The 19,203-nt window shown below is 55.0% G+C and carries 16 protein-coding genes; all 16 read left to right on the forward strand.

Annotated features, from left to right (window positions below; all coding sequences use genetic code 11):
• The first annotated feature begins 1 nt into the window (after nt 1).
• The 16 genes from tssM to J3P75_RS00980 all read left to right on the forward strand — a co-directional run bounded on the left by tssM (nt 2) and on the right by J3P75_RS00980 (nt 19,166).
• Nucleotides 2-3,541 (forward strand): type VI secretion system membrane subunit TssM, encoded by a 3,540-nt coding sequence (tssM, locus tag J3P75_RS00905; protein WP_434709010.1) that lies wholly within the window; start codon nt 2-4, stop codon nt 3,539-3,541.
• Nucleotides 3,541-4,269 (forward strand): PP2C family protein-serine/threonine phosphatase, encoded by a 729-nt coding sequence (locus J3P75_RS00910; protein ID WP_336356515.1) that lies wholly within the window; start codon nt 3,541-3,543, stop codon nt 4,267-4,269. Before tssM ends, J3P75_RS00910 begins: the two co-directional genes overlap by 1 nt.
• Nucleotides 4,266-5,267 (forward strand): serine/threonine-protein kinase, encoded by a 1,002-nt coding sequence (locus tag J3P75_RS00915; RefSeq protein WP_206414455.1) that lies wholly within the window; start codon nt 4,266-4,268, stop codon nt 5,265-5,267. Before J3P75_RS00910 ends, J3P75_RS00915 begins: the two co-directional genes overlap by 4 nt.
• A 28-nt stretch (nt 5,268-5,295) precedes the next feature.
• Nucleotides 5,296-7,332 (forward strand): type VI secretion system tip protein VgrG, encoded by a 2,037-nt coding sequence (locus J3P75_RS00920; RefSeq protein WP_434709011.1) that lies wholly within the window; start codon nt 5,296-5,298, stop codon nt 7,330-7,332.
• A gap of 10 nt (nt 7,333-7,342) precedes the next feature.
• Nucleotides 7,343-8,356, forward strand: a complete 1,014-nt coding sequence (locus J3P75_RS00925) for a sel1 repeat family protein (protein ID WP_434709012.1) — start codon at nt 7,343-7,345, stop codon at nt 8,354-8,356.
• 15 nt (nt 8,357-8,371) lie between these two features.
• A complete protein-coding gene (locus J3P75_RS00930) occupies nt 8,372-11,428 on the forward strand; it encodes a glycoside hydrolase family 19 protein (protein ID WP_434709013.1) in 3,057 nt (1,018 codons plus the stop codon).
• Entirely contained in the window at nt 11,409-12,119 is a 711-nt protein-coding gene (locus J3P75_RS00935) for a hypothetical protein (RefSeq protein WP_434709014.1), read from the forward strand. The genes J3P75_RS00930 and J3P75_RS00935 overlap by 20 nt, the downstream gene beginning before the upstream one ends.
• Before the next feature lie 41 nt (nt 12,120-12,160).
• Nucleotides 12,161-12,415 carry a hypothetical protein gene (locus tag J3P75_RS00940; protein WP_434709015.1) on the forward strand — a complete coding sequence of 85 codons (255 nt, stop codon included), beginning with the start codon at nt 12,161-12,163 and terminating at the stop codon, nt 12,413-12,415.
• A 142-nt stretch (nt 12,416-12,557) separates the two neighbouring features.
• Entirely contained in the window at nt 12,558-12,815 is a 258-nt protein-coding gene (locus J3P75_RS00945) for a hypothetical protein (protein WP_434709016.1), read from the forward strand.
• A 383-nt stretch (nt 12,816-13,198) separates the two neighbouring features.
• Nucleotides 13,199-13,927, forward strand: a complete 729-nt coding sequence (locus J3P75_RS00950) for a hypothetical protein (RefSeq protein WP_434709017.1) — start codon at nt 13,199-13,201, stop codon at nt 13,925-13,927.
• Between the two features lie 276 nt (nt 13,928-14,203).
• Complete coding sequence (locus J3P75_RS00955) at nt 14,204-15,625, forward strand: lysozyme inhibitor LprI family protein (RefSeq protein WP_434709018.1); 1,422 nt, start codon at nt 14,204-14,206, stop codon at nt 15,623-15,625.
• A gap of 137 nt (nt 15,626-15,762) precedes the next feature.
• Nucleotides 15,763-16,251 carry a cell division protein gene (locus J3P75_RS00960; protein ID WP_434709019.1) on the forward strand — a complete coding sequence of 163 codons (489 nt, stop codon included), beginning with the start codon at nt 15,763-15,765 and terminating at the stop codon, nt 16,249-16,251.
• Nucleotides 16,244-16,996 (forward strand): hypothetical protein, encoded by a 753-nt coding sequence (locus tag J3P75_RS00965; protein WP_434709020.1) that lies wholly within the window; start codon nt 16,244-16,246, stop codon nt 16,994-16,996. The genes J3P75_RS00960 and J3P75_RS00965 overlap by 8 nt, the downstream gene beginning before the upstream one ends.
• Nucleotides 16,997-17,033: 37 nt before the next feature.
• A complete protein-coding gene (locus J3P75_RS00970; RefSeq protein WP_434709021.1) occupies nt 17,034-17,540 on the forward strand; it encodes a hypothetical protein in 507 nt (168 codons plus the stop codon).
• A 4-nt stretch (nt 17,541-17,544) separates the two neighbouring features.
• Nucleotides 17,545-18,408, forward strand: a complete 864-nt coding sequence (locus J3P75_RS00975; protein ID WP_434709022.1) for a tetratricopeptide repeat protein — start codon at nt 17,545-17,547, stop codon at nt 18,406-18,408.
• A gap of 2 nt (nt 18,409-18,410) precedes the next feature.
• A complete protein-coding gene (locus J3P75_RS00980; RefSeq protein ID WP_434711396.1) occupies nt 18,411-19,166 on the forward strand; it encodes a lysozyme inhibitor LprI family protein in 756 nt (251 codons plus the stop codon).
• The last annotated feature ends 37 nt before the right edge of the window (nt 19,167-19,203 follow it).

Genomic DNA, 19,203 nt, shown 5'->3' on the forward strand with positions numbered 1-19,203 from the left:
GATGAAAAAGTTTTTCAAGAAAGTCGGCGCCTTCCTGCGCCAGACCTGGGTCTGGACCTTGCTGCTGGTGCTGTTTCTGGCGCTGCTGGTGTGGTTCGCCGGTCCATTGTTGGCGGTTGATGATTACAAGTTCTGGGAAAGCCCGACCTCGCGTCTGCTGACCATCGCCGTGCTGTTCCTGATCTGGGGCCTGACCATGGTCTTCGTCAGCTGGCGCGCCGGGATTCGCAAGAAAGCCGAGGAAGCCAGCGAAGACGGCCAGGACCGCATTCGCCGCGAAGAGCTGATCGACGAAGAGCAGAAAGAATTGAAGGCGCGCTTCAAGGACGCGCTGAAAACCCTGAAGACCTCGAGCCTGTATCGCGGCCGCAGCGAGCGCTGGCGCAGTGACTTGCCGTGGTACCTGCTGATCGGTCCGCAGGCTTCCGGCAAGACCAGCCTGCTGGACTTTTCCGGTCTGGAATTCCCGATCAACAAGATCGACCGCAAGCTGACCCGCGACACCCTCGGCACCCGTCACTGCGACTGGTATTTCGCCGATCACGGCGTGCTGATCGATACCGCCGGGCGCTACATGACCCAGCCCGACGCCGAAGTCGACGGCAACGCCTGGACCACCCTGCTGGAGCTGCTGCGCAAGCGTCGCCGCGGTCGTCCGTTGAACGGTGTGCTGGTGACCATTCCGGTGGAAACCCTGCTCGGCGGCAGTGAACAGGACATCGATACGCTGGCGCGTCAGGTGCGTGGGCGTCTGCAAGACGTGCATCAGAAACTGCATGTCGATGTGCCGGTGTATCTGGTGTTGAGCAAGGCCGACAAGCTGCTCGGCTTCGACGAGTTCTTCGACCAACTGACCCGCGAAGAAAGCGATCAGGTGCTCGGTACCAGTTTCCGCAAGGATCAGGTCGGCACCGACGTGGCAGTACTGCGCAACGAGTTCGAAGAGCTGCTGCGTCGTCTCAACAGCCAGGTGATCATGCGCATGCACTCCGAGCGCGATACCCAGCGCCGTGGCCGCATCCTCGACTTCCCGCATCAACTCGGGCAGATCGGCGAGCGCCTGTGCCTGTTCGTCGACATGGCGTTCACCGGCAACCGTTATCAGCGGGCCACGCAACTGCGCGGTTTCTACCTGACCAGCGCGCCGCACCTGACCCAGGAAATGGATTCGACCACCGCCGGTATCGGCGCCAGCCTCGGCATGAACGCCGGTGTGCTGCCGACCCTGCGCAGCGGCCGTTCGCGGTTCATTCATCACCTGTTCAGCCAGGTTATTTTCCCCGAAGCCGATCTGGCCGGTCTCGACAAGCGCGAGCGTAGCCGCATCCATTGGGGTCAACGCGCGCTGTACGTTGGCGCACTGGCGGCACTGGCGCTGTTCGGCATGCTCTGGGCTGGCGGTTTCTCGGCCAACTACGAGCGCCTGGAAAACCTGCGCACGCTGGCGCAGAACTGGACCCAGCAACGTTCGGCGCTGACGCCACGCGATGACGCCATGGGCGTGCTGAAAACCCTCGACACCAGTTACGCCGCGACCCAGGCCTTCCCGAAAAAGGGCGACGTGTCGTATCACGAACGCGGTGGGCTGTATCAGGGCGAAGACGTCAATCCGGTGGTCAAGCAAGCCTACGAGCATGAGCTTGAAGCGCAACTGCTGCCACGGGTAGCGACCATGCTCGAAGGGCAGATCCGCGCCAACATGAAGGATCGCGATCGCTTGCTCAACAGCCTGCGCGCATACCTGATGCTGAACATGAAGGACCGCCGCGATGCGGTCTGGCTGAAGGACTGGATCGCCACCGACTGGTCGCAGCGCTACACCGGCAACACCGCGGTGCAGAACGGTCTGACTGCGCACCTCGATCGTTTGCTCAAGCAGCCGTTCATCTATCCACTGAATGATCAGTTGGTCACGCAGGCGCGTCAGGTCCTGCGCAGCGAATCGCTGGCGACCGTGGTGTACCGCATGCTCCGCGAGCAGGCGCGCAACCTGCCGGACTACCGTTTCAGCCAGCACCTCGGCCCGCAAGGCTCGTTGTTCATCGGCACCGAATACGTGATTCCGGGCTTCTACACCCAGAGCGGTTATCAGCAGTACTTCTCGGTGCAGGGCTCGGCGCTGGTCACCGACATCCTGCGCGACAACTGGGTACTGGGCGAAGGCGCGGGCATCAGCGACATGGACTTGCGTCGCCTGATGGTCGAACTGGAGCAACTGTACTTCCGCGACTACGCCAACTACTGGAGCGAAGCGGTTGGCCAGGTTGCATTGCCGCCGATCAGCGACGCCGGTGAAGGCGCCGAGCAACTGGCGGGCCTGACCTCGGCCAACTCGCCGGTGCTGGCGCTGCTCACTGAAGTGCGTGAGAACACTCGCTTCGAAGCGACGGCAGACCCCGTGGAGGAAGCGGGTGATGCGGCCGATGCGCTGGCCGACCAGAAAGGCAAGCTGGGCAAGGTCGGCAAACTGGCGTCTGCCGTGGCGGACAAGGCCTCGGCGCTGAAGGTCGCCAAGAACCTGCCAGACACCGCGAAGAAGTCGCTGCAACGTCGCTTCGAACCGCTGCATCGCTTGCTCGATGACAACAACGGCCCGGCGGCGGACCTGACGCCTGCGCTGAGCGCGCTCAACGACCTGCAGCTGCAACTGGCCGGTCTGGCCCGTTCCAGCACGCCGGAACAAGCCGCGTTCGAACTGGCGAAAACCCGCATGAGCGGCCAGCGCGATGCGCTGACCAACCTGCGCAATGCCTCCGGTCGTCTGCCGCGTCCGCTGAGCGTATGGTTCAACGTATTGGCTGAAGACTCGTGGCGCCTGGTGCTCAACGATGCCTATCAATACCTGAACGGCCGTTATCAGAACGAGCTGTACAGCGTGTATGGCAAAACCATCAGCAAGCGTTATCCGTTCAGCGCCACCAGCACCAGCGACGTGGCGATCAGCGACTTCCGCGAGTTCTTCAAGGCGCAAGGCATCGTCGACCGCTTCTTCGACAACTACATGCGTCCGTTCGTCAGCGGCGATCCGGGTAACTACCGCATGCGCAGCGTCGACGGTCACAGCCTGCCGGTGTCCAAGGTCTACCTCGATCAGATGGCCGCAGCCCTGACGATTCGCCAGAGCTTCTTCTCGATCAACCCGGCCGAACCGACCGTGCAGTTCAAGCTGGAGCCGTACACCCTCGACCCGGCCGTCAGCCGTTCCGAGTTCAAGTTCGGCGACAAGACCATGGAATACCGTCACGGTCCGATCCTGCCGATGTCGTTCAAATGGCCGACCGACGCTGAAGACGGTCGCACCAGTCTGGTCATGGACAAAATGGCCGGGCGCCCGATCGGCATCGAGAAGAACTCCGGCCCATGGTCGCTGTTCCGTCTGTTCGACCTGATGCAGACCGAGTACATGACCGGTCGCGACGTGCTGGTGCTCAAAGCCGATGTGGGCGGCCTGCGCGCCAACTACCTGCTGACCAGTCAGCGCACGCCGAACCCGTTCGACATGGGCGTGCTGCGCACCTTCCGTATGCCGGTGCAGCTCTGATGCTGGTGGCCAGTGCCTGGCGCAGCGCGGCGCGTACCGACCCGGGCAAGGTGCGGGCGCGCAACGAAGATGCCTTCCTCGACCTGCCACAGCATGGGCTGTGGGTAGTCGCGGACGGTATGGGCGGTCATCAGGGTGGCGATATCGCCAGCCAGTTGATCGTCGCCAGTCTGGCTGAACTGCCGCAACACGAGGACTTCGACGAACGCCTCAAAGCCATCCGCCAGTGCCTGCACTGGCTGAACCGGCGTTTGGGGCAAGAGTTGACGGTCACCGCCGGGCGTCACGACAGCATCATGGGCAGCACCGTCGTCGCGCTGCTGGTGGAAGGCAATCGCGCGGCCTGCATCTGGGCCGGCGACAGCCGTTGCTATATGTGGCGTGGGCAACGTTTGTATCAGCTGTCCAAGGACCATTCGCTGCAACAGCAATTGATCGACGAGCAACAAATGAGCGTCGAACAAGCGGCAGCGCATCCGGCGGCTCAGGCGTTGACCCGAGCCGTCGGTGCTGCCGAACAACTGACCCTGGATGTGCTGGAACTTGAGGTCTATCCGGGCGATGCGTTTTTGCTTTGCAGCGATGGTTTGTACCAGGGCCTGAGCAGCGACGCCCTCGGCAACGCCCTCAGCCTCAGCGCGCCGCATGTGGCGCTGGAACGTTTGTTCGACGGCGCCCTGCGTGGCGCCGCGCGTGACAACCTGACTGCCGTGGTGATCCGCCAATGAGTGAACTCGAATCGCCCATCGATGACCTGCTGATCAGCGAAGAGCAGGCAAATAACCTGACCTATTTCGCTTTTGCCAAAGGTAATCAGGCAGAACCGTTGCTGGCGCCAACCAAGGCCAGCATCGGCGCACTGCCGGATGTACTCGCCGGTCGCTACCACCTCGAGCGTCTGCTCGGGGCCGGTGGCATGGGCGCGGTTTACCGGGCGCGGGATCTGCTGCATGAACAGTTCGGTGATCCCGATCCCTACATTGCGCTGAAAATCCTCAGCGAAGAATTTGCCGAATCGCCGGACGCCAGTGCCTTGCTCTACAGCGAGTTCGCCCTGACCCGGCGTCTGCGCCACGACAACGTCGTACGTGCGCACACCTTTGAAGTCGACACCGACTGCCAGCGGGCCTTCATCACCATGGAATACATGCGTGGCCTGACCCTGGACAAATTGCTCTGCGAGCGGCCCCTCGGCCTGCCGTGGAAAGAACTGCGCGACATCGTCCTGCCGCTGCTCGACACGCTGGCCTACGCCCACCGTCGCGGCGTGCTGCACGGTGATCTGAAGCCAAGCAACGTCATGCTCAGCGAAGACGGCCTGCGCCTGTTCGACTTCGGCCTCGGTCAGGCAGAGCAGGGCACCTTGCCCGGCCTGCCGCACCTGAGCCGTGAACGCTTCAACGCCTGGACCCCGGGCTACGCCGCCCCCGAACTGCTTGAGGGCCAACCTTTGTCGGCCAGCGCGGACGTTTACGGCGTGGCCTGCGTGATCTATGAACTGGCGAGCGGCAAACACCCGTTCCGCCGCTTGCCCTCGACCCAGGCTCGCGACGAGCATCTGGAGCGCGAGCTGCACGCCCCAGCGAATCTACCCCAACAGGGCTGGCAAGCGCTGCGAACCGCGCTGAGCTTCAACCCGGCAGAACGCACCATCACTGCCCAACAACTGCGTGACGCCTTGGGCGCCACTTCGTCCTGGCTGCAACGTCTGCGACTTCGGGCGTAACGGATGACATTCGAACAGGGAGCACACGATGTTCAACTCAGCTAACGAAACCCACTTCAGCCTCAAGGTCGAAGACTACGTCGGCGACCTGCAAGTGCTGTCGTTCACCGGCACCGAAGGCATCAGCCAGCCGTATCGCTTCGACCTCGAACTGGTCAGCGAAAGCCCCGATCTGGATTTGGAACAGCTGCTGCACAAGCAGGCGTTTCTCGCATTCGACCCACAGGGCTCGGGCATCCACGGCCAAATCTACCGCGTCGCCCAGGGCGATGCCGGCAAGCGCCTGACCCGCTACAAAGTGTCGATCGTGCCGCAACTGCAATACCTGCATCACCGCACCAACCAGCGCATCTATCAGCAGATGTCAGCGCCGAAAATCATCGCGCTGATCCTCGACGAACACGGCATCAAGAGCAACGCCTACAGCTTCCAGCTCAGCCAGCCGTGCCCGGACCGCGACTACTGCGTGCAGTACGACGAAACCGACCTGCATTTCGTCCAGCGCCTGTGCGAAGAAGAGGGCATTCACTACCACTTCCAGCACAGCGAAAAAGCTCACCTGCTGGTTTTCGGCGACGACCAGACCGTATTCCCCGACCTCGGCCAGCCGACCGCGTACGTGCAGGGCAGCGGCATGGTCGCCGACGAACCGGTGATCAAAGCCTTCAAACTGCGCCTGGAAACCCGCACCACCCGCATCACGCGCCGCGACTACGACTTCGAAAAACCGCGCCTGCAAATGGAGGCCGCGTACAAACCTGAAGGCGACAGCACCGAACCGGATCTGGAAGATTACGACTACCCGGGCCGCTTCATCGACCGCGCGCGCGGCAAGTTCCTCAGCCAGCGTGCCCTCGAACGCCACCGCGCCGACTACCGTCAGGCCGAAGGTCGCGGCGACCAGACCAAACTGGTCAGCGGCCACTTCATGGCCCTGTCCGACCACCCGCGCAGCGAGTGGAACGACCTGTGGCTGCTCACCGAAATCTTCCACGAAGGCAAGCAACCGCAAGTCCTCGAAGAAGGCGTGACCAGCGACACCACCGACAACAAGGACGACTTCCACCAGGGCTACCGCAACACCTTCCTCGCCACCCCGTGGGACGTGTTCTACCGCCCGGCCCTCGAACACCCGAAACCGCGCGTGCTCGGCAGCCAGACCGCCATGGTCACCGGCCCCAAAGGCGAAGAAATCCACTGCGACCAATACGGCCGCATCAAGGTGCAATTCCACTGGGACCGCGAAGGCCTCGCTGACGACAAAACCAGTTGCTGGCTGCGCGTCTCCAGCGCCTGGGCCGGCGACCGCTACGGCGCCATCAGCATTCCGCGCATCGGCATGGAAGTCCTCGTCACCTTCCTCGAAGGCGACCCCGACCAACCGCTGGTGACCGGCTGCCTGTACCACAAGGAAAACCCGGTGCCGTACGCACTGCCGGCGAACAAGACTCGCAGCGTGTTCAAAACGCTTAGCTCACCGGGTGGCGGTGGGTACAACGAACTGCGCATTGAAGACAAGAAAGGCGCCGAGCAGATCTACATCCATGCCCAGCGCGATTGGGATGAAAACGTTGAGCACGACCAGAAGATTCGGGTCGGGAATGAACGTCACGACACGGTGGTTAAGAACAGCTACACCGAGCTCAAGGCTGAAGAACACCGCACCACGATTTCCGACCGCAAGGTTGAGGCGAAGCTGGATGATCATTTGACGATTGGGCAGAACCAGCATGTGAAGCTGGGTACGGCGCAGCTCACCAGCGTGGGGAAAGAGATACACCTCAAGGCTGGGGACAAGATCGTTATTGAAGCGGGGACGGAGCTGACCATCTTGGGTGGTGGGAGCTTTATCAAGCTCGATGGCGGTGGGGTGACGGTGGTTGGGCCGGTGATCAAGATTAATGCCGGTGGCTCGGCTGGTTCCGGCACGGGGATCGGAATTAAACCGCCGGTGCTGCCGGGGGCGGCGGATAAGGATAAGGCGGGCAGTTTGATGGATCAGGCCTTGGGGAATGCGGTGCCTGAGAAGGTTAAGCCGAAGGCTTTTTTTGTGTTTTCTGAGTGATGAGTTCGTGATGACAAAGAACAATCGAGTGCGTCAATTCAAGCTGCAATGTCTGGCGTTTTTGGTGTTTGGGTTTTGTTCAGGAGCCTTTGCGGCACAATCGAGGACGGTGCAATGCCCGAGTGACAACTTCGCAGTTTTCGTAAAGGAGTTCTCGTCCAACTCCGAGGTGCAGCAAGCGTTTATCGCCTCACCCGTGATCGAGCAATCGGTGGTTGCCACCGATTCAGAGCCGCGAGTGTTCGAGCGAAAGTCGAGGGTGTTGGACCTTCAATCGTTGGTGATGCTTGCTCCTGACAACATCGCGAAGTCTGGGTTGAGTATGCAAGTCCAGCTGCCGAACAACGTGATTGTTCGCGATTCAAACGGTGAAGTGCTCAAGATCTTCACTTTCAAACATAACGACTGTTGGGTATTGATCCGTTCTGAAGACTGGTCGCTTGAGGCTTTGCTTGATGCTCAATACCCGAAGTTGAAGGCATTACCGGCTGAGCGCGCACTAAAAAGAGGGGCAATGTATAACCAACTGGCTATCGATATCGAATCCACCTCTTCCAGCCAGTTGTACATTTCTGCTCTGAACAGTTATTTGCATGGGGCAGATCAAGGCTCTGCAGACGCGGCTTTCGCAGCAGCGGGTATCAGCCTTTCAGGTCAAGCGCCACGGTTGGAAAATGCCAAGATCCTTCAGCTTCTGGAGTCAGCCGCCAAGAGCGTACCTGAGGCAGGGATCGCCCTTGCCGACTTCTATTGCGACGAAGGCAATTACGAAGAGACGCGAGCCTGTGTCAGTCCAGAAAAATCATTGGGAGCTCTCGTGACATCTGCCCAGCTCGGTTCCCCGGATGCACTGATTCAACTAGGCGGCGCCTATGAAACCGGCGCAATCATCCCTAGTGATTTGGCCCGGGCGGTGGCGTGTTATCAGGAGGCTGCCCAGAAAGGCAATGAGGCAGGTGCAAGAGGCGTTGAACGACTAAGCACCCAAGGCATTACCGCAAATAATTCAATTCATTGCCTTTAAAGCAGGATGCTATCGATGAGCACGGGTCTACTTGAACAGCGCGCCAAATACCCTTACAGCGGATACGAATACGGTTATGGTAAGGGCGGATCTGCGGACGAAGACGGTAACGGTCGGAAGGAAATTGATTGTTCTCACTTACTAAACCTAATGCTCCGTGATGCGGGGTATGACATCCCTTACCGCACTACAAGTCAACTTGCGACAGACACCACGCATTTCGAGTTCATTGCCCTCAACAGTGTTCAGCCGGGGGATATCGCGCTATGGACAGGTATGCACCATACCGGCGTGATCGAGGACATGGACGTTAACCGGGTCAAGGGGAATTTTTTCGGCTCACAGAGTTCAACCGGGCCAAAGTCCGCAAAGTACGGTGAGGGCAGCGGCTACTGGCCGATGCCGAACAAGTATCTCCGGCCGAAGGCGGAGTACAAGAGCGGTGCGCAACCGACGCCCGCTCCCGCGCCAGCAGCAACCCCTGCTCAAACAGGGTCACCGCTGATGAGCTTTCAATATCCATTCAGAAAGGCGGACGGGAAGCAGTTTGAGAGTGCCGACGAAATATATAAAGCGTTAGAAAAAGAAACGTCGGGGCACTATCTTCTGGGCAGTAATAAGTTCTGGCATGGTGGTATTCACATCAGCAATGCCAGCGCTCCTCAGTGCATCTTGAATGAACCAATTCGGTGTATGGCCGACGGTGAAGTCGTGGCCTACCGACTTAACGAAGATTATTTGGAATCTACGTTCGGTGAAAATGAGAAAAAACTGAAGTATTCCAACTCGTTTTGTTTGGTGCGACATGAGTACAAATCTGCGCTAAACCCAGAAGACGGACCGAATAAAGGCAAGCAAAACAAGCTGAATTTCTACAGCTTGTACATGCACCTTCTGCCCTTCAAGCGTTATCCGCTGACTGAGGAAGAAACTCCGAAGCCTCAAGTGACCATGAAAGTAAGTGACTTCAACGCTTACGACGATTTCCCTGAATCCAGTAGCGTTCAGAACGTTGGCAAGCTCGTTGCGGGGACCAAACTTGAAATACTGGATCAAAAGGCCCTAGGCAACGTTACCTACGCACAAGGGAAAATCCTGTCAGGTAGCGTGAAAAAAAGCGGTCATAAGGTTCGCGAGGCTGGCAGAGAGGTCTGGTTTGCATACTTAAAAGATGGAGAACCCTACAAAAATTCCAAACCTGCCCGTATATGGTTGGCAGATCCGATCCCGGAGCGCTTAAAGCCCAAATATTGGCAAGGGAAGGTGAAGGGAACCGCGTTGAAGAGATTGGATCTTTATCAGGATCCTGTCTCGGCTCAAAATGGGCAGGCGGCCGGTGCCAAAATTGGGTCGCTGCAGCTTAACCCTCAAAGCACGGTGGAGTTTGACAGCAAAGAGGTACTGAACCTCAATGTTTCAGGGACAATTCGTCGAATGGCGAAATGTACGAGCAGCGGTAGCTTGGCTGGGGATGGAAGCCTTCCTCCTAGCTTCTGGGCAATTGTGGAAAACGACTTTGTTGCTTGGGATGTAATCCCGAACAGCTTTGACTCTGTGGAGTCCGCAAGCACTGGAATCAAGGCTGGAGATCCGATTGGCTACCTGGGATTAACTGAAAACCTGACCGGCGAAGATGGCGGTGTAGCGAGCAAGTATCAAGTGCACGTCGAGATATTCACTGCTGAAGCAGACGTAAAAGACTTCCTCAAGAATACGGCTGGTCTGAAGATCGGCAAGCAATACCTGTACTTGCCAGCCGGAAGCGATCTGAAGAAAAAAGCACCTGCGACAGACAGTACGGTGCTGAAAACGGAACACGCAGTTGATTTGAACAAGACGCCGGTCATCAAAGTGGGTACCGACGATTACTACGATGTGACCGTTACTGACAATGCTCAGGCAGTCAATGGTCTAGTCAAGAAAGTGGGCGCACAAATTATCACTCAGCATGATTGGGAAAAGCTGGGGTTTCAGATCGTCGAAGAAACCAATGCGACAGCCGACGGGTTTCTCGATCCGAAGGATATGCCTGCGTTCTTTCAGGATCTATTCACGAAGGTCGATAAAGACCAGAGCGGGGACGTCGATCCGGCCGAGTTGGCCGAGGCGTTGAAAAACCCTGATACGCGGTCGCAATGGTCCAAGCTGGTTGCACATCATCCGACCGAATGGAAAGATAAGGCAGATGCCCCTAAATGGAGCCGGCTTGATACGGAGCTAGCACATGCACCCAAAACTTTAAAGCATGAAAAAGAAAGAATAAATAACTATGTTTTTTGGGGTGACCTGAAAGGTAAAGCCTCCATTGGCACCGGTCCGATTTGGCATTTCCACCCAGTTGAATTTGTTGCGAACGCTAAAGCGCAAAGCTCTATGATTATTACCTTGGCGATGCTTAAGGCGATCTTCAAAAGTGCTGATGATCCTTCCCAGTTACAGTTGTTGGCGGATGAGTTAAATCCTAGGCTTTCGGAATATAAACTCGATACCCCTCTAAGATTAAGCCATTTTTTTGCACAAGTTCGCGTTGAGGTCGGCGATAGTTATGCTCTTGTGGAATCGCTAAAATATCGTCCGCAAGTTTTGATTAATAACTTTGCGTATTTTAAGAATAGGCCGGACGAAGCTGATCTCTATGGGTTTAAGCCTAATGTGCAAAGTGCCAATCAAGTTGAAATTGCTAATAGAGCATATAATGGCGTTACTGGTAATTCAGATCTAGGCAATGGAAATATTGCAAGCGGAGATGGTTGGAAATATCGAGGTCGTGGGTTAAAGCAGCTAACTGGTCGGTATAACTACAATGATTTCACTAATAAGTACCCAGGGCTGTGGCCTGGCGAAAATTTGAATTTTATAAATAATCCGGCTTTGCTGGAGCAACCTAAGTATGCTGCTAGGTCGGCGGTCTATTTTTGGTTGAAAAATGAGCTTTATAACATTGCTGATAAGGGAGACTCTGAATCCTATGTTAACGATATTACAAAGGTTATAAATCTTCATACGGGTAGCTATGCTGAACGCCGCGCTCAATTTAAAAGGATATGGGAAAATGAAAAAATTTTTAGATAGTTTGATTTTTGGCTTGTTTATTTTTAGTTTTGCGGGCAGCGTCAGCGCAGGGGATTATCTTGTTATTAATGCTGACGTGACGGGGGATGGGCAAGCAGACGTCATAAAGTTGACCGAGGGGGGAGCTGATTTCTTTGTTCTTGTGATTACTTCTGGTGGGAAGGAAATTTTTAAAAATGACAGTCTCGTTCCAACAAAAAAAATGAACAATAGTGGAGGGCTGGATGTATCGCATGGCTTATCTGTGGTGGACGGAAATTTGGTGATTCAGTATTACTTCTGTGAACCATCAACCAGTGTTTGCTACAGCAGAAATGTTGTGGGCACTTATAAGGATGGAAGCTTTTTGTTTTCTCGTGAAGAAGTTGTCGCTGCAGCTGAAAAAACGATAACGCGACACGTTTTTTATCAACGCCCTGCCACGCCTCTGAGTGATCTAACCTATCAAAAATTTCTCGAGAACGATGACGATGCAAAGAAGTTATTTTCTTCTGCGTTTGGTACGTGTGTTCAAGAGCTAGGAGGGGATTCTCTGATGAAAATTTCCGATGAGTTGGAGAAAGAACGTCCCGCGGAGTGGGTCCGGAATACTGGTTGTGTGACACCTGCTTTGGTATTCAGTTTACAGGGTCAAGGATTGCTCACTATGGAAGCTGCTTTGCGGTATGTCAGCTCCTTAGCTATTAAGTGAAGCTTATTTAATTGTTGCAGGGAATGGGAACAGACCGCGGTTTGAGTAAGTACCCAAAAAACGTGGTCTGTCCCCTTTTTTCTCTTATAGTCAATCCCGATCGTGTGAAAGATGAACCATTTACTTATATTGATACGGCTGGCTGGTTTTGGGCAAAAAATAAACTGCTCGTAATTGCCGACTCTAATGATATTGCTCAAATGACAAGGCGTATAGGGGCGATGGCTCCAATGTTGGAACAGATGCTGAACACCCTTGGCCGGCTGCTGCAAATTTTCCAGCCCGAGAAACATTGACAAAAAAACTACTAACATTTTTCTGACGTCAGCCGAATGATTCGATTAACTATATTGCTTTTGTTTGTTTATAGTGGCGCCGCTTATTCTGGCTCAGCTGAGCATAGCCTATGAACCTGGTCAGAGTTCTGATTCGGCTAGGTTGACTCTTTCTTTTGAAGAGGAAGTCTTTTTTGTTAACAATACTGATCGCGGATGTCGGTCAGATTATGTCGTTAGACAAGCGCAAGGAACGGAAAATGAATCGATCATATTTTCTTATCCGACGAGTGACGATATGGGCTTAAATGCTCAAATAATGATTTTTGCTGCTTCAGCTAATGGCGGAGAAGCCCACTATATAGGAGATATTCCTGCTGGTGCTTCAGAACTAAAGGACGGAAATTATCAAGATATTTAGCAGGCTGGTGAGTCAATCTACGAGAATATCTACCGTATTGATGGTTCTAAAGTTATTACTTTGATGCCAGGGAAGGAGTTGATCATTTCCGGCGAACAGTGTGTTTATAAGAAAGCAGGTGACTCTGTTTGTCAGAAAATGCGAGGTAGCTTTGAAAAACCTGTGTGTGTCCTTAATGATGGTACGCGTAAAATCCTCGCCGTTGCGAGTGACTGCACAGAGCTGAAAGAAAACCTTTAAGGGGTGAAATGGGGACAGACCACAGTTTTAGAAACGGGTGAAATGGAACGGAAATGGGGACAGACCACGATTATGCGAAAAACGTGGTCTGTCCCCCTTTACCCTCTAAAGGCCACGTCAATTGCACCGGAGACCAAATAAGTATGAATATTAAGTTGCCTGTAGGTTTAGCTGTCGTAACTTTCGTGCTAGCAGGTTTCGCAGTCGCCGAGCCGCATGACGTGTATTCAGCCGATGTTGACGCCCAGTCTCTGACCGTTACTTGGTCAGGTGGTAGCAAAACAATAGAAGGCGTAGTCGGGAGTCAAGGCGAAACAACTAGGGAACTGGTTGAATTTAATGGAGGTAAGGCCCTCCATTACGAAAATCTCGCCTCGCGAGCTCCTTTTGAAGCCTATTTTACGTTAACTAGGCATGGCGCGGATGTTCTCATAGATTGCGTTTATACAAATATTCGGAACGAGCAGAATGGAGTTCTAATAAACAAAGCCGTTTGCGGCTTGGATCGCCCATTAGCTGAAGAATATGAGGAAGCAGTTTCTGAATTTTCGGATCAGTGGAAAAACTTGACTAGCAAGGTGGTTATAGCGCCTTTGTTGGGAACGCCCCCGGTATTGATAGAGGTTGAAGACTCGGCTTTCGGAGGGGTGAAGTTATCCAGAACCTATCATTCTCCCAATGACCTAAAGTTTTCGCGTCCCGAAAGCGTGGTAAAGAAAGACAAAGTCAGCCATTCCTTTGGTAATGGCTACGTATTTTCCGTTTACGCGTCTGGGGATTTAGCTAGTCCGCTCTATCTCGATGTGTCTTCTGGAAAGCTTGACAGTGCATTCGTAAGGTATGATCGGGCTGCTTTAAATAAGCTGTTCTGATCAACTCTTCTGGCCTCAAAGAAAGGACAGATCTGTTTGGTGTGCAATGCGAATTCTGTCTAGATTGCGAAGGCAAACAGATCTGTTCCGTTTACTCACTGGCTTAAATCATGGCAGTGGCAATTACAAACTAAGACCGGTTTTTCGTTACCAAGCCAAAGTCGGCATGTTTGAGAGTTACAACCGGACTGCGGCGATGGCTTCGTTAACCTGCGCGTCGACAAAAAAACGTAAGACGTTCCTCAGCACTTACTGGGGCATGAACGGAACAGATCAATGCATCACTCGATTCACCAAACGCAAAGCGTGAATGACTCAAGGAAGAACACCGTTAAACGTTTTGTTTTTACCCTGCTAGCCGCGCTGCTAATGCCAGTTTCAGCGGCCTACGCGCAGGACGACTGCCGAAATGTCACCTCAAGCCTGGAAATGGTGCCCTGCTCGGAGGCGGCGAAGAAGGCTGCCGATGCGCAGTTGAATGTCAGTTACAAGCAGTTGATGACGCGGCTTGAATCTGACTATCGAGCAGATCCGGCATTGGGCGCGGACTACGCCGCGAAGGTTAAAGAGTCGCAGCGTGCGTGGCTGAAATTGCGCGATGCGAATTGCCCATTGGAGGCGTTCGAGATCGAAGCTGGGATGCCGGCGCATGTGGTCGCCGTTAACTCGTGCATCGCCAGAATGAGTCGCGAGCGCTCGGCGTATCTGGACAAGATTGTCCCTGCGCTTGCATCCGACAAGAGCGCTTCGACGGCGCCAATCATCGATAACTGTCCCTCGGAGGAGTTCGCGCCTTTCCTGACAGCATTTTCCGCCAACACCGAATCACAGCGCCGTCTGACTGCGATGACGGTCAAGTCGCTGGTGTTGAAGCCGGTAGCGGGAAAGGAACGTAGCACCTTTGAGCCTTCGACCTCGGGTGTCAGTGGAACAATGTTCACCTATCCGCTGATGGCTGCAATCACACCCGGCAAAACACCTGGAGTTGAAATCCAAGAGGTCGACGACAGTCACGTCAACGTCGTGGATAAGCGAGCGGGCAACAGCAATGTGAAAATCTTCAACTTCTCTCGTCAGGCGTGCTGGGTGCTAGAGGGTATAGAAGACTGGTCGATCAGTGAGAAGGATTTGGTCGCAACACGTAACCCCGGAATGAGCCGCGCTGAAAATCTCTGTGAACAACGTGCTGAAGCTTTAGGAGGGCTGGGATTTCTTGAGCAATATCCGCTGACCGCGGAATTGATTGAGGCGTCTCTGGAAAATTATGTATGTGCCGCGGAGTCGGGTGATGCACAGGCGAGCCTGTCGGCGGCAAGCCTGAGTCTTTCGCAAATGGCTTCTCAGTTGGAAACGCCTAAGGTTGAGGCTTTGTTCAAAGCGGCTTCGAAAATACCGAGCGGCGCGTTGGCCTATGCCACGTTTTTCTGCATCGGAAACTCCACCGACTATAACGGTCCTTGCCTTCATCCCAAGCAGGCAGAGGAGCAGGTTATCCGCGCCATTGAGATGGGTTCAACGGACGCTATGGTTTATCTGGCTTCTACGTTCGAGGCTGGAGAGTTGGGAACAAAAGATCTGTCACGCGCACTGGCTTGTTATCAGATGGCGGCGGATAAAGATGAGCCCCGCGCGATTGAGCAGTTAAAACGTCTGGACTCGCATGGCCCGGAGCCAATCAAGGCCAGTCACTGTATTTGAAACCCGATCAAGCTTGATGCTTTTTCGCACGCATTGAGCCTGAATGGGACAGGGTAAAACGTTTAATTTTCGAGCATCAGACACATCCGGTTTTCATTTAAACTCCCCACCCCCAAGGAACGCGCTCAGGACACGGAATGCCAGCCTCTTCTTCCTCGCTTCGCCCAGCGTTGGTGCTTTGGCTATATGCCGCTGCGATCACGCATATCCTCGCCGGTCTTACCCTGACCTGGGCCGGTGACTCCGGCTTGCTCGATGGCTACCTGCAAGTCCTCGAACTGTCGTTCTGGGGCACCGATGCGGTGCCCGTGGCCGGACACGATCAACAGGTCTGGTGGCTCGCGCTGTTCGGCGCGACGTTGCAAAGTTATTCGCTGTACATGCTCGCGCTGGTGCATCTGGGCAATCGCTTGAAAGTCCCGGCAGTCTGGGGCTGGTTGATCGCCGGCATCCTGTTATGGGCGCCGCAGGATATGTGGCTCTCGGCGCAACAGCAGGTCTGGTCGCACTTGTGGCTGGATGGTTTTGCGCTGCTCGTATTGTTGCCGCCGCTATTTTGGCTCTATCGACATGATTGTCGGAAAAGCAATTGCGAGACCGAATCGAGCGACCCGAGCCGTGGCTGATGTATCACCGACAGGGCTCATAAAACCTCGCTACCTACGCAGCCTACTGTTTGGTTTTGCACTCACGCAGGTTAGCCATGCCATCGCCGCTAATAGCGTGTTGGTCGGTAATGCTTCCGATCAATTGCAGGCCGCTCAGGGGCCGGTTACCGCTTTGGTGGTTATGACACCCTGCCGGTTTTCGATGACGCTTACGCAAGATCAATGGCTGCAGTTCAATTCGCCTGATCTGATATTCGTTGCGGCAAAACAACTTCCCGACACATTGAACGCGCCGCACTTGTGGCAGGCGCCAAGCTCAAACAGCGCTGAGTGGAATTTCGAAAAGTCAGCGGGTCTGAGCGAACCATGGTTTGGTGTTATGTGTGAAAGTGCGGGAAGTTTTTCCGCTCTCACTAGTCAGCAGTTGCCGTCCGATGGCGCGATTGAGTTGCAGCTGTTGCGTGAAGCCAACGACCGCAAGTGTCCGGCAACTCTGACCGGTCACGGCTGGGGGCCAACGTTGTTGGCGGGAGATCCACAAACCTACACGTTTGAGTCGCTGAAGGGGGCAAAGTCGTCAGGATTCATCATCGGTTATCACGATGAGAGTCGACGTCTGTTCAGTCGCATCACCTTCTGCCTTATGCATAACGAACAAGTACTGATTGGGTCCGCGGAGTCTGGCTCATCCGCCCCGTTGGCGATAAGCGCTGAAGGATTTGAAGAAATCAAAACAGCAGTGCGGAGCATCGCCTTCGAGTGAGGATGTTGACGATGCATTGCATAGATGGAGCTACAGCGTGAAAGGATTTTCGGTTCTTCTCGGCAGCGTGATATTGGCTGCCGCGTCCATGGCATTCGCTGCCGATCCAGCCTTCAAGGATTACACCGTCACGCCAGTTTTCACCGGCCCCAACCATAAGCTGGTGCCGCAAGAAAACAGCAGCCCAATGATGGATCAGGCACGGGTGCAAGCCCTGAAAGGCAAGGTCAACTTCGCCGGCCATTACATCCTGCACAGGCTCGGTTGTGGCGGCAGCGCCATTTGCGGCGAAGTGCTGGACGCCCAGACCGGTGAAGTAGTTGGCGGTCTGCCGAATGCTTACGACGGCAGCACCTTCGGGATGGTTTACCAGCCCGACAGCCGCTTGATCATCGTCTCCGGCGTCACGCTCAACGGCGAAGAAGATGCGCAGGGGAAGGCGTTGGAAAGCGGTAACCGGGATCGTTACTACGAGTTTGTGAACAACGAATTCCGGCTGCTGAGCATGACCGATGTGGAATCATCGCCGATGGATGAGGAGTGAGTGGATGAACCGTCTTCTCGCGGGCAGCCTTAAGCGGATGATGATTGTCATGAGCCTGTTAGCTTCAGCCGATGCCTTGTCTGAAAATATTCAGATCGTGGGGGTTGGCGGGCACTTAGTGACGCTGAAGGACAAGACATGGGGCAGGCCTGCTCCGGAGGCGGCGGTTGCCTCGTTTACCGCCAATGGAAAAACGTTTCCCCTCTATGTACCCGCGGTGGGTACTGAAACGCATGAGGCTTGGCTAAGTCCCGACAAGAAAACATTACTCCTCCTTCAGACTCTGTATGGCGTTGTCATTGGCCAGGAGGGTGAAGAAATCCCGACAGAGGAAACTGGTTGCGGGGTCATTTCGATGGAGACCGGTTGCGTGCTCAGTCAGCCGGCAGCCAGGTTTTGCTACGGCAAGTGGGAGGGCAATCGGTGGACTTCCGGGGAAGAGGATGCGCCTGACCTCGTCATGCAGACGCCGTCTCCAAAGGACTTATTGAAGCAGGTCTCAAATATTGAGATGCCACAATCTCGCGTGGAAGAACTCGCATTCAATCTTCGCACTATAAGTCCAGAGTCCTATATGGCTTGTCACCCACCGTCGCGCAATGTTCAAGCTTTCAACGACCTGGCTTTCTACTTGGCCGAGGGCGGTAGAGATGAGCTGGCGCTGAAGTTCTATCGCGGCGTTGAGGCGGTTGGTAAACGCACGGTACTGATGTTGAACATAGCCGACTCGCTCTGGCGCCTTGATCGCAAAGATGAAGCGCAGCGCTATTACAGCCAGTACCGCGACGCGATGAGCACCGATGGCAAGACGCAGAAAATGCCTCAACGCGTAGTTTCGCGGTCCGTCATTCAGGGAGCGAAAAATTGAACATGTTTGCACGTTTTATCGCGTTGTCCTTTGGGTGTCTGTTTGTCTCCTGCGCGATGGCCGAGGACGACTGTAAAGAAATCACCGTGAGCGACCAGGTCGATCGGTGTGTGGAGGCGGCCCGCAGGGAAGCCGACACGCAACTCAATGCCAGCTACAAGAAACTGCTGGGACGGTTTGAGGCTCAACAGCGGCGCGACCCTGAACAGGGCAAGGCGCTGGTCGCCATGGCCAGAGAATCTCAGCGCGCCTGGATCAAGCTACGCGACACCACGTGCCCGCTTGAAGCCACGGAAATCGAGCCTGATACGGCGCTTCAGTTTACAACCGTCAATAGCTGCATCACCAGAATGAGCCTGGAATGCGCGGCATATCTGGACTGGATCGTGGCAGATGACTCGAGGGATGTGGTTGATATGAACAAAGTTTCCACATCCGGCACGAAACGTTACCAAGACGTAGTCGCGCGCTATCTCTACTCTTTCGACAACCCATGCCTGACGGTTCAGATTCTCGCGCCTGACGGTGGATGGCGAGTGCTGTCATCTGCGCAGCTCTGCAGTTTTGACGGCAAGTCATTCCGGTCCGGTTATACCGACGCCAGATTTGAGGAGCCTGTATTTGCAGATGACGGCCTGCACCTGACATTAAGCACCACGGAGCTTCGCGCGCCCGGGGAGAAGCGTCGCGCCTGTATGATTCCGATCAAGAACGAGCAAATCAAAGCGCTGAAATGTGGCGAACCTGAGTCATCGTGATGTCCTCGCGCCAGTTATTGAAGACTGATCAATTCGT

The organism is Pseudomonas sp. R1-1, from assembly GCF_051132135.1.
Classification (GTDB): Bacteria; Pseudomonadota; Gammaproteobacteria; order Pseudomonadales; family Pseudomonadaceae; genus Aquipseudomonas.

What these genes read in the sequence shown, in the direction of transcription:
- tssM (WP_434709010.1), top strand. Translation starts at nt 2, where the DNA reads ATGAAAAAGTTTTTCAAGAAAGTCGGCGCCTTCCTGCGCCAGACCTGG.
- J3P75_RS00910 (WP_336356515.1), top strand. Translation starts at nt 3,541, where the DNA reads ATGCTGGTGGCCAGTGCCTGGCGCAGCGCGGCGCGTACCGACCCGGGC.
- J3P75_RS00915 (WP_206414455.1), top strand. Translation starts at nt 4,266, where the DNA reads ATGAGTGAACTCGAATCGCCCATCGATGACCTGCTGATCAGCGAAGAG.
- J3P75_RS00920 (WP_434709011.1), top strand. Translation starts at nt 5,296, where the DNA reads ATGTTCAACTCAGCTAACGAAACCCACTTCAGCCTCAAGGTCGAAGAC.
- J3P75_RS00925 (WP_434709012.1), top strand. Translation starts at nt 7,343, where the DNA reads ATGACAAAGAACAATCGAGTGCGTCAATTCAAGCTGCAATGTCTGGCG.
- J3P75_RS00930 (WP_434709013.1), top strand. Translation starts at nt 8,372, where the DNA reads ATGAGCACGGGTCTACTTGAACAGCGCGCCAAATACCCTTACAGCGGA.
- J3P75_RS00935 (WP_434709014.1), top strand. Translation starts at nt 11,409, where the DNA reads ATGAAAAAATTTTTAGATAGTTTGATTTTTGGCTTGTTTATTTTTAGT.
- J3P75_RS00950 (WP_434709017.1), top strand. Translation starts at nt 13,199, where the DNA reads ATGAATATTAAGTTGCCTGTAGGTTTAGCTGTCGTAACTTTCGTGCTA.
- J3P75_RS00955 (WP_434709018.1), top strand. Translation starts at nt 14,204, where the DNA reads ATGCATCACTCGATTCACCAAACGCAAAGCGTGAATGACTCAAGGAAG.
- J3P75_RS00960 (WP_434709019.1), top strand. Translation starts at nt 15,763, where the DNA reads ATGCCAGCCTCTTCTTCCTCGCTTCGCCCAGCGTTGGTGCTTTGGCTA.
- J3P75_RS00975 (WP_434709022.1), top strand. Translation starts at nt 17,545, where the DNA reads ATGAACCGTCTTCTCGCGGGCAGCCTTAAGCGGATGATGATTGTCATG.
- J3P75_RS00980 (WP_434711396.1), top strand. Translation starts at nt 18,411, where the DNA reads ATGTTTGCACGTTTTATCGCGTTGTCCTTTGGGTGTCTGTTTGTCTCC.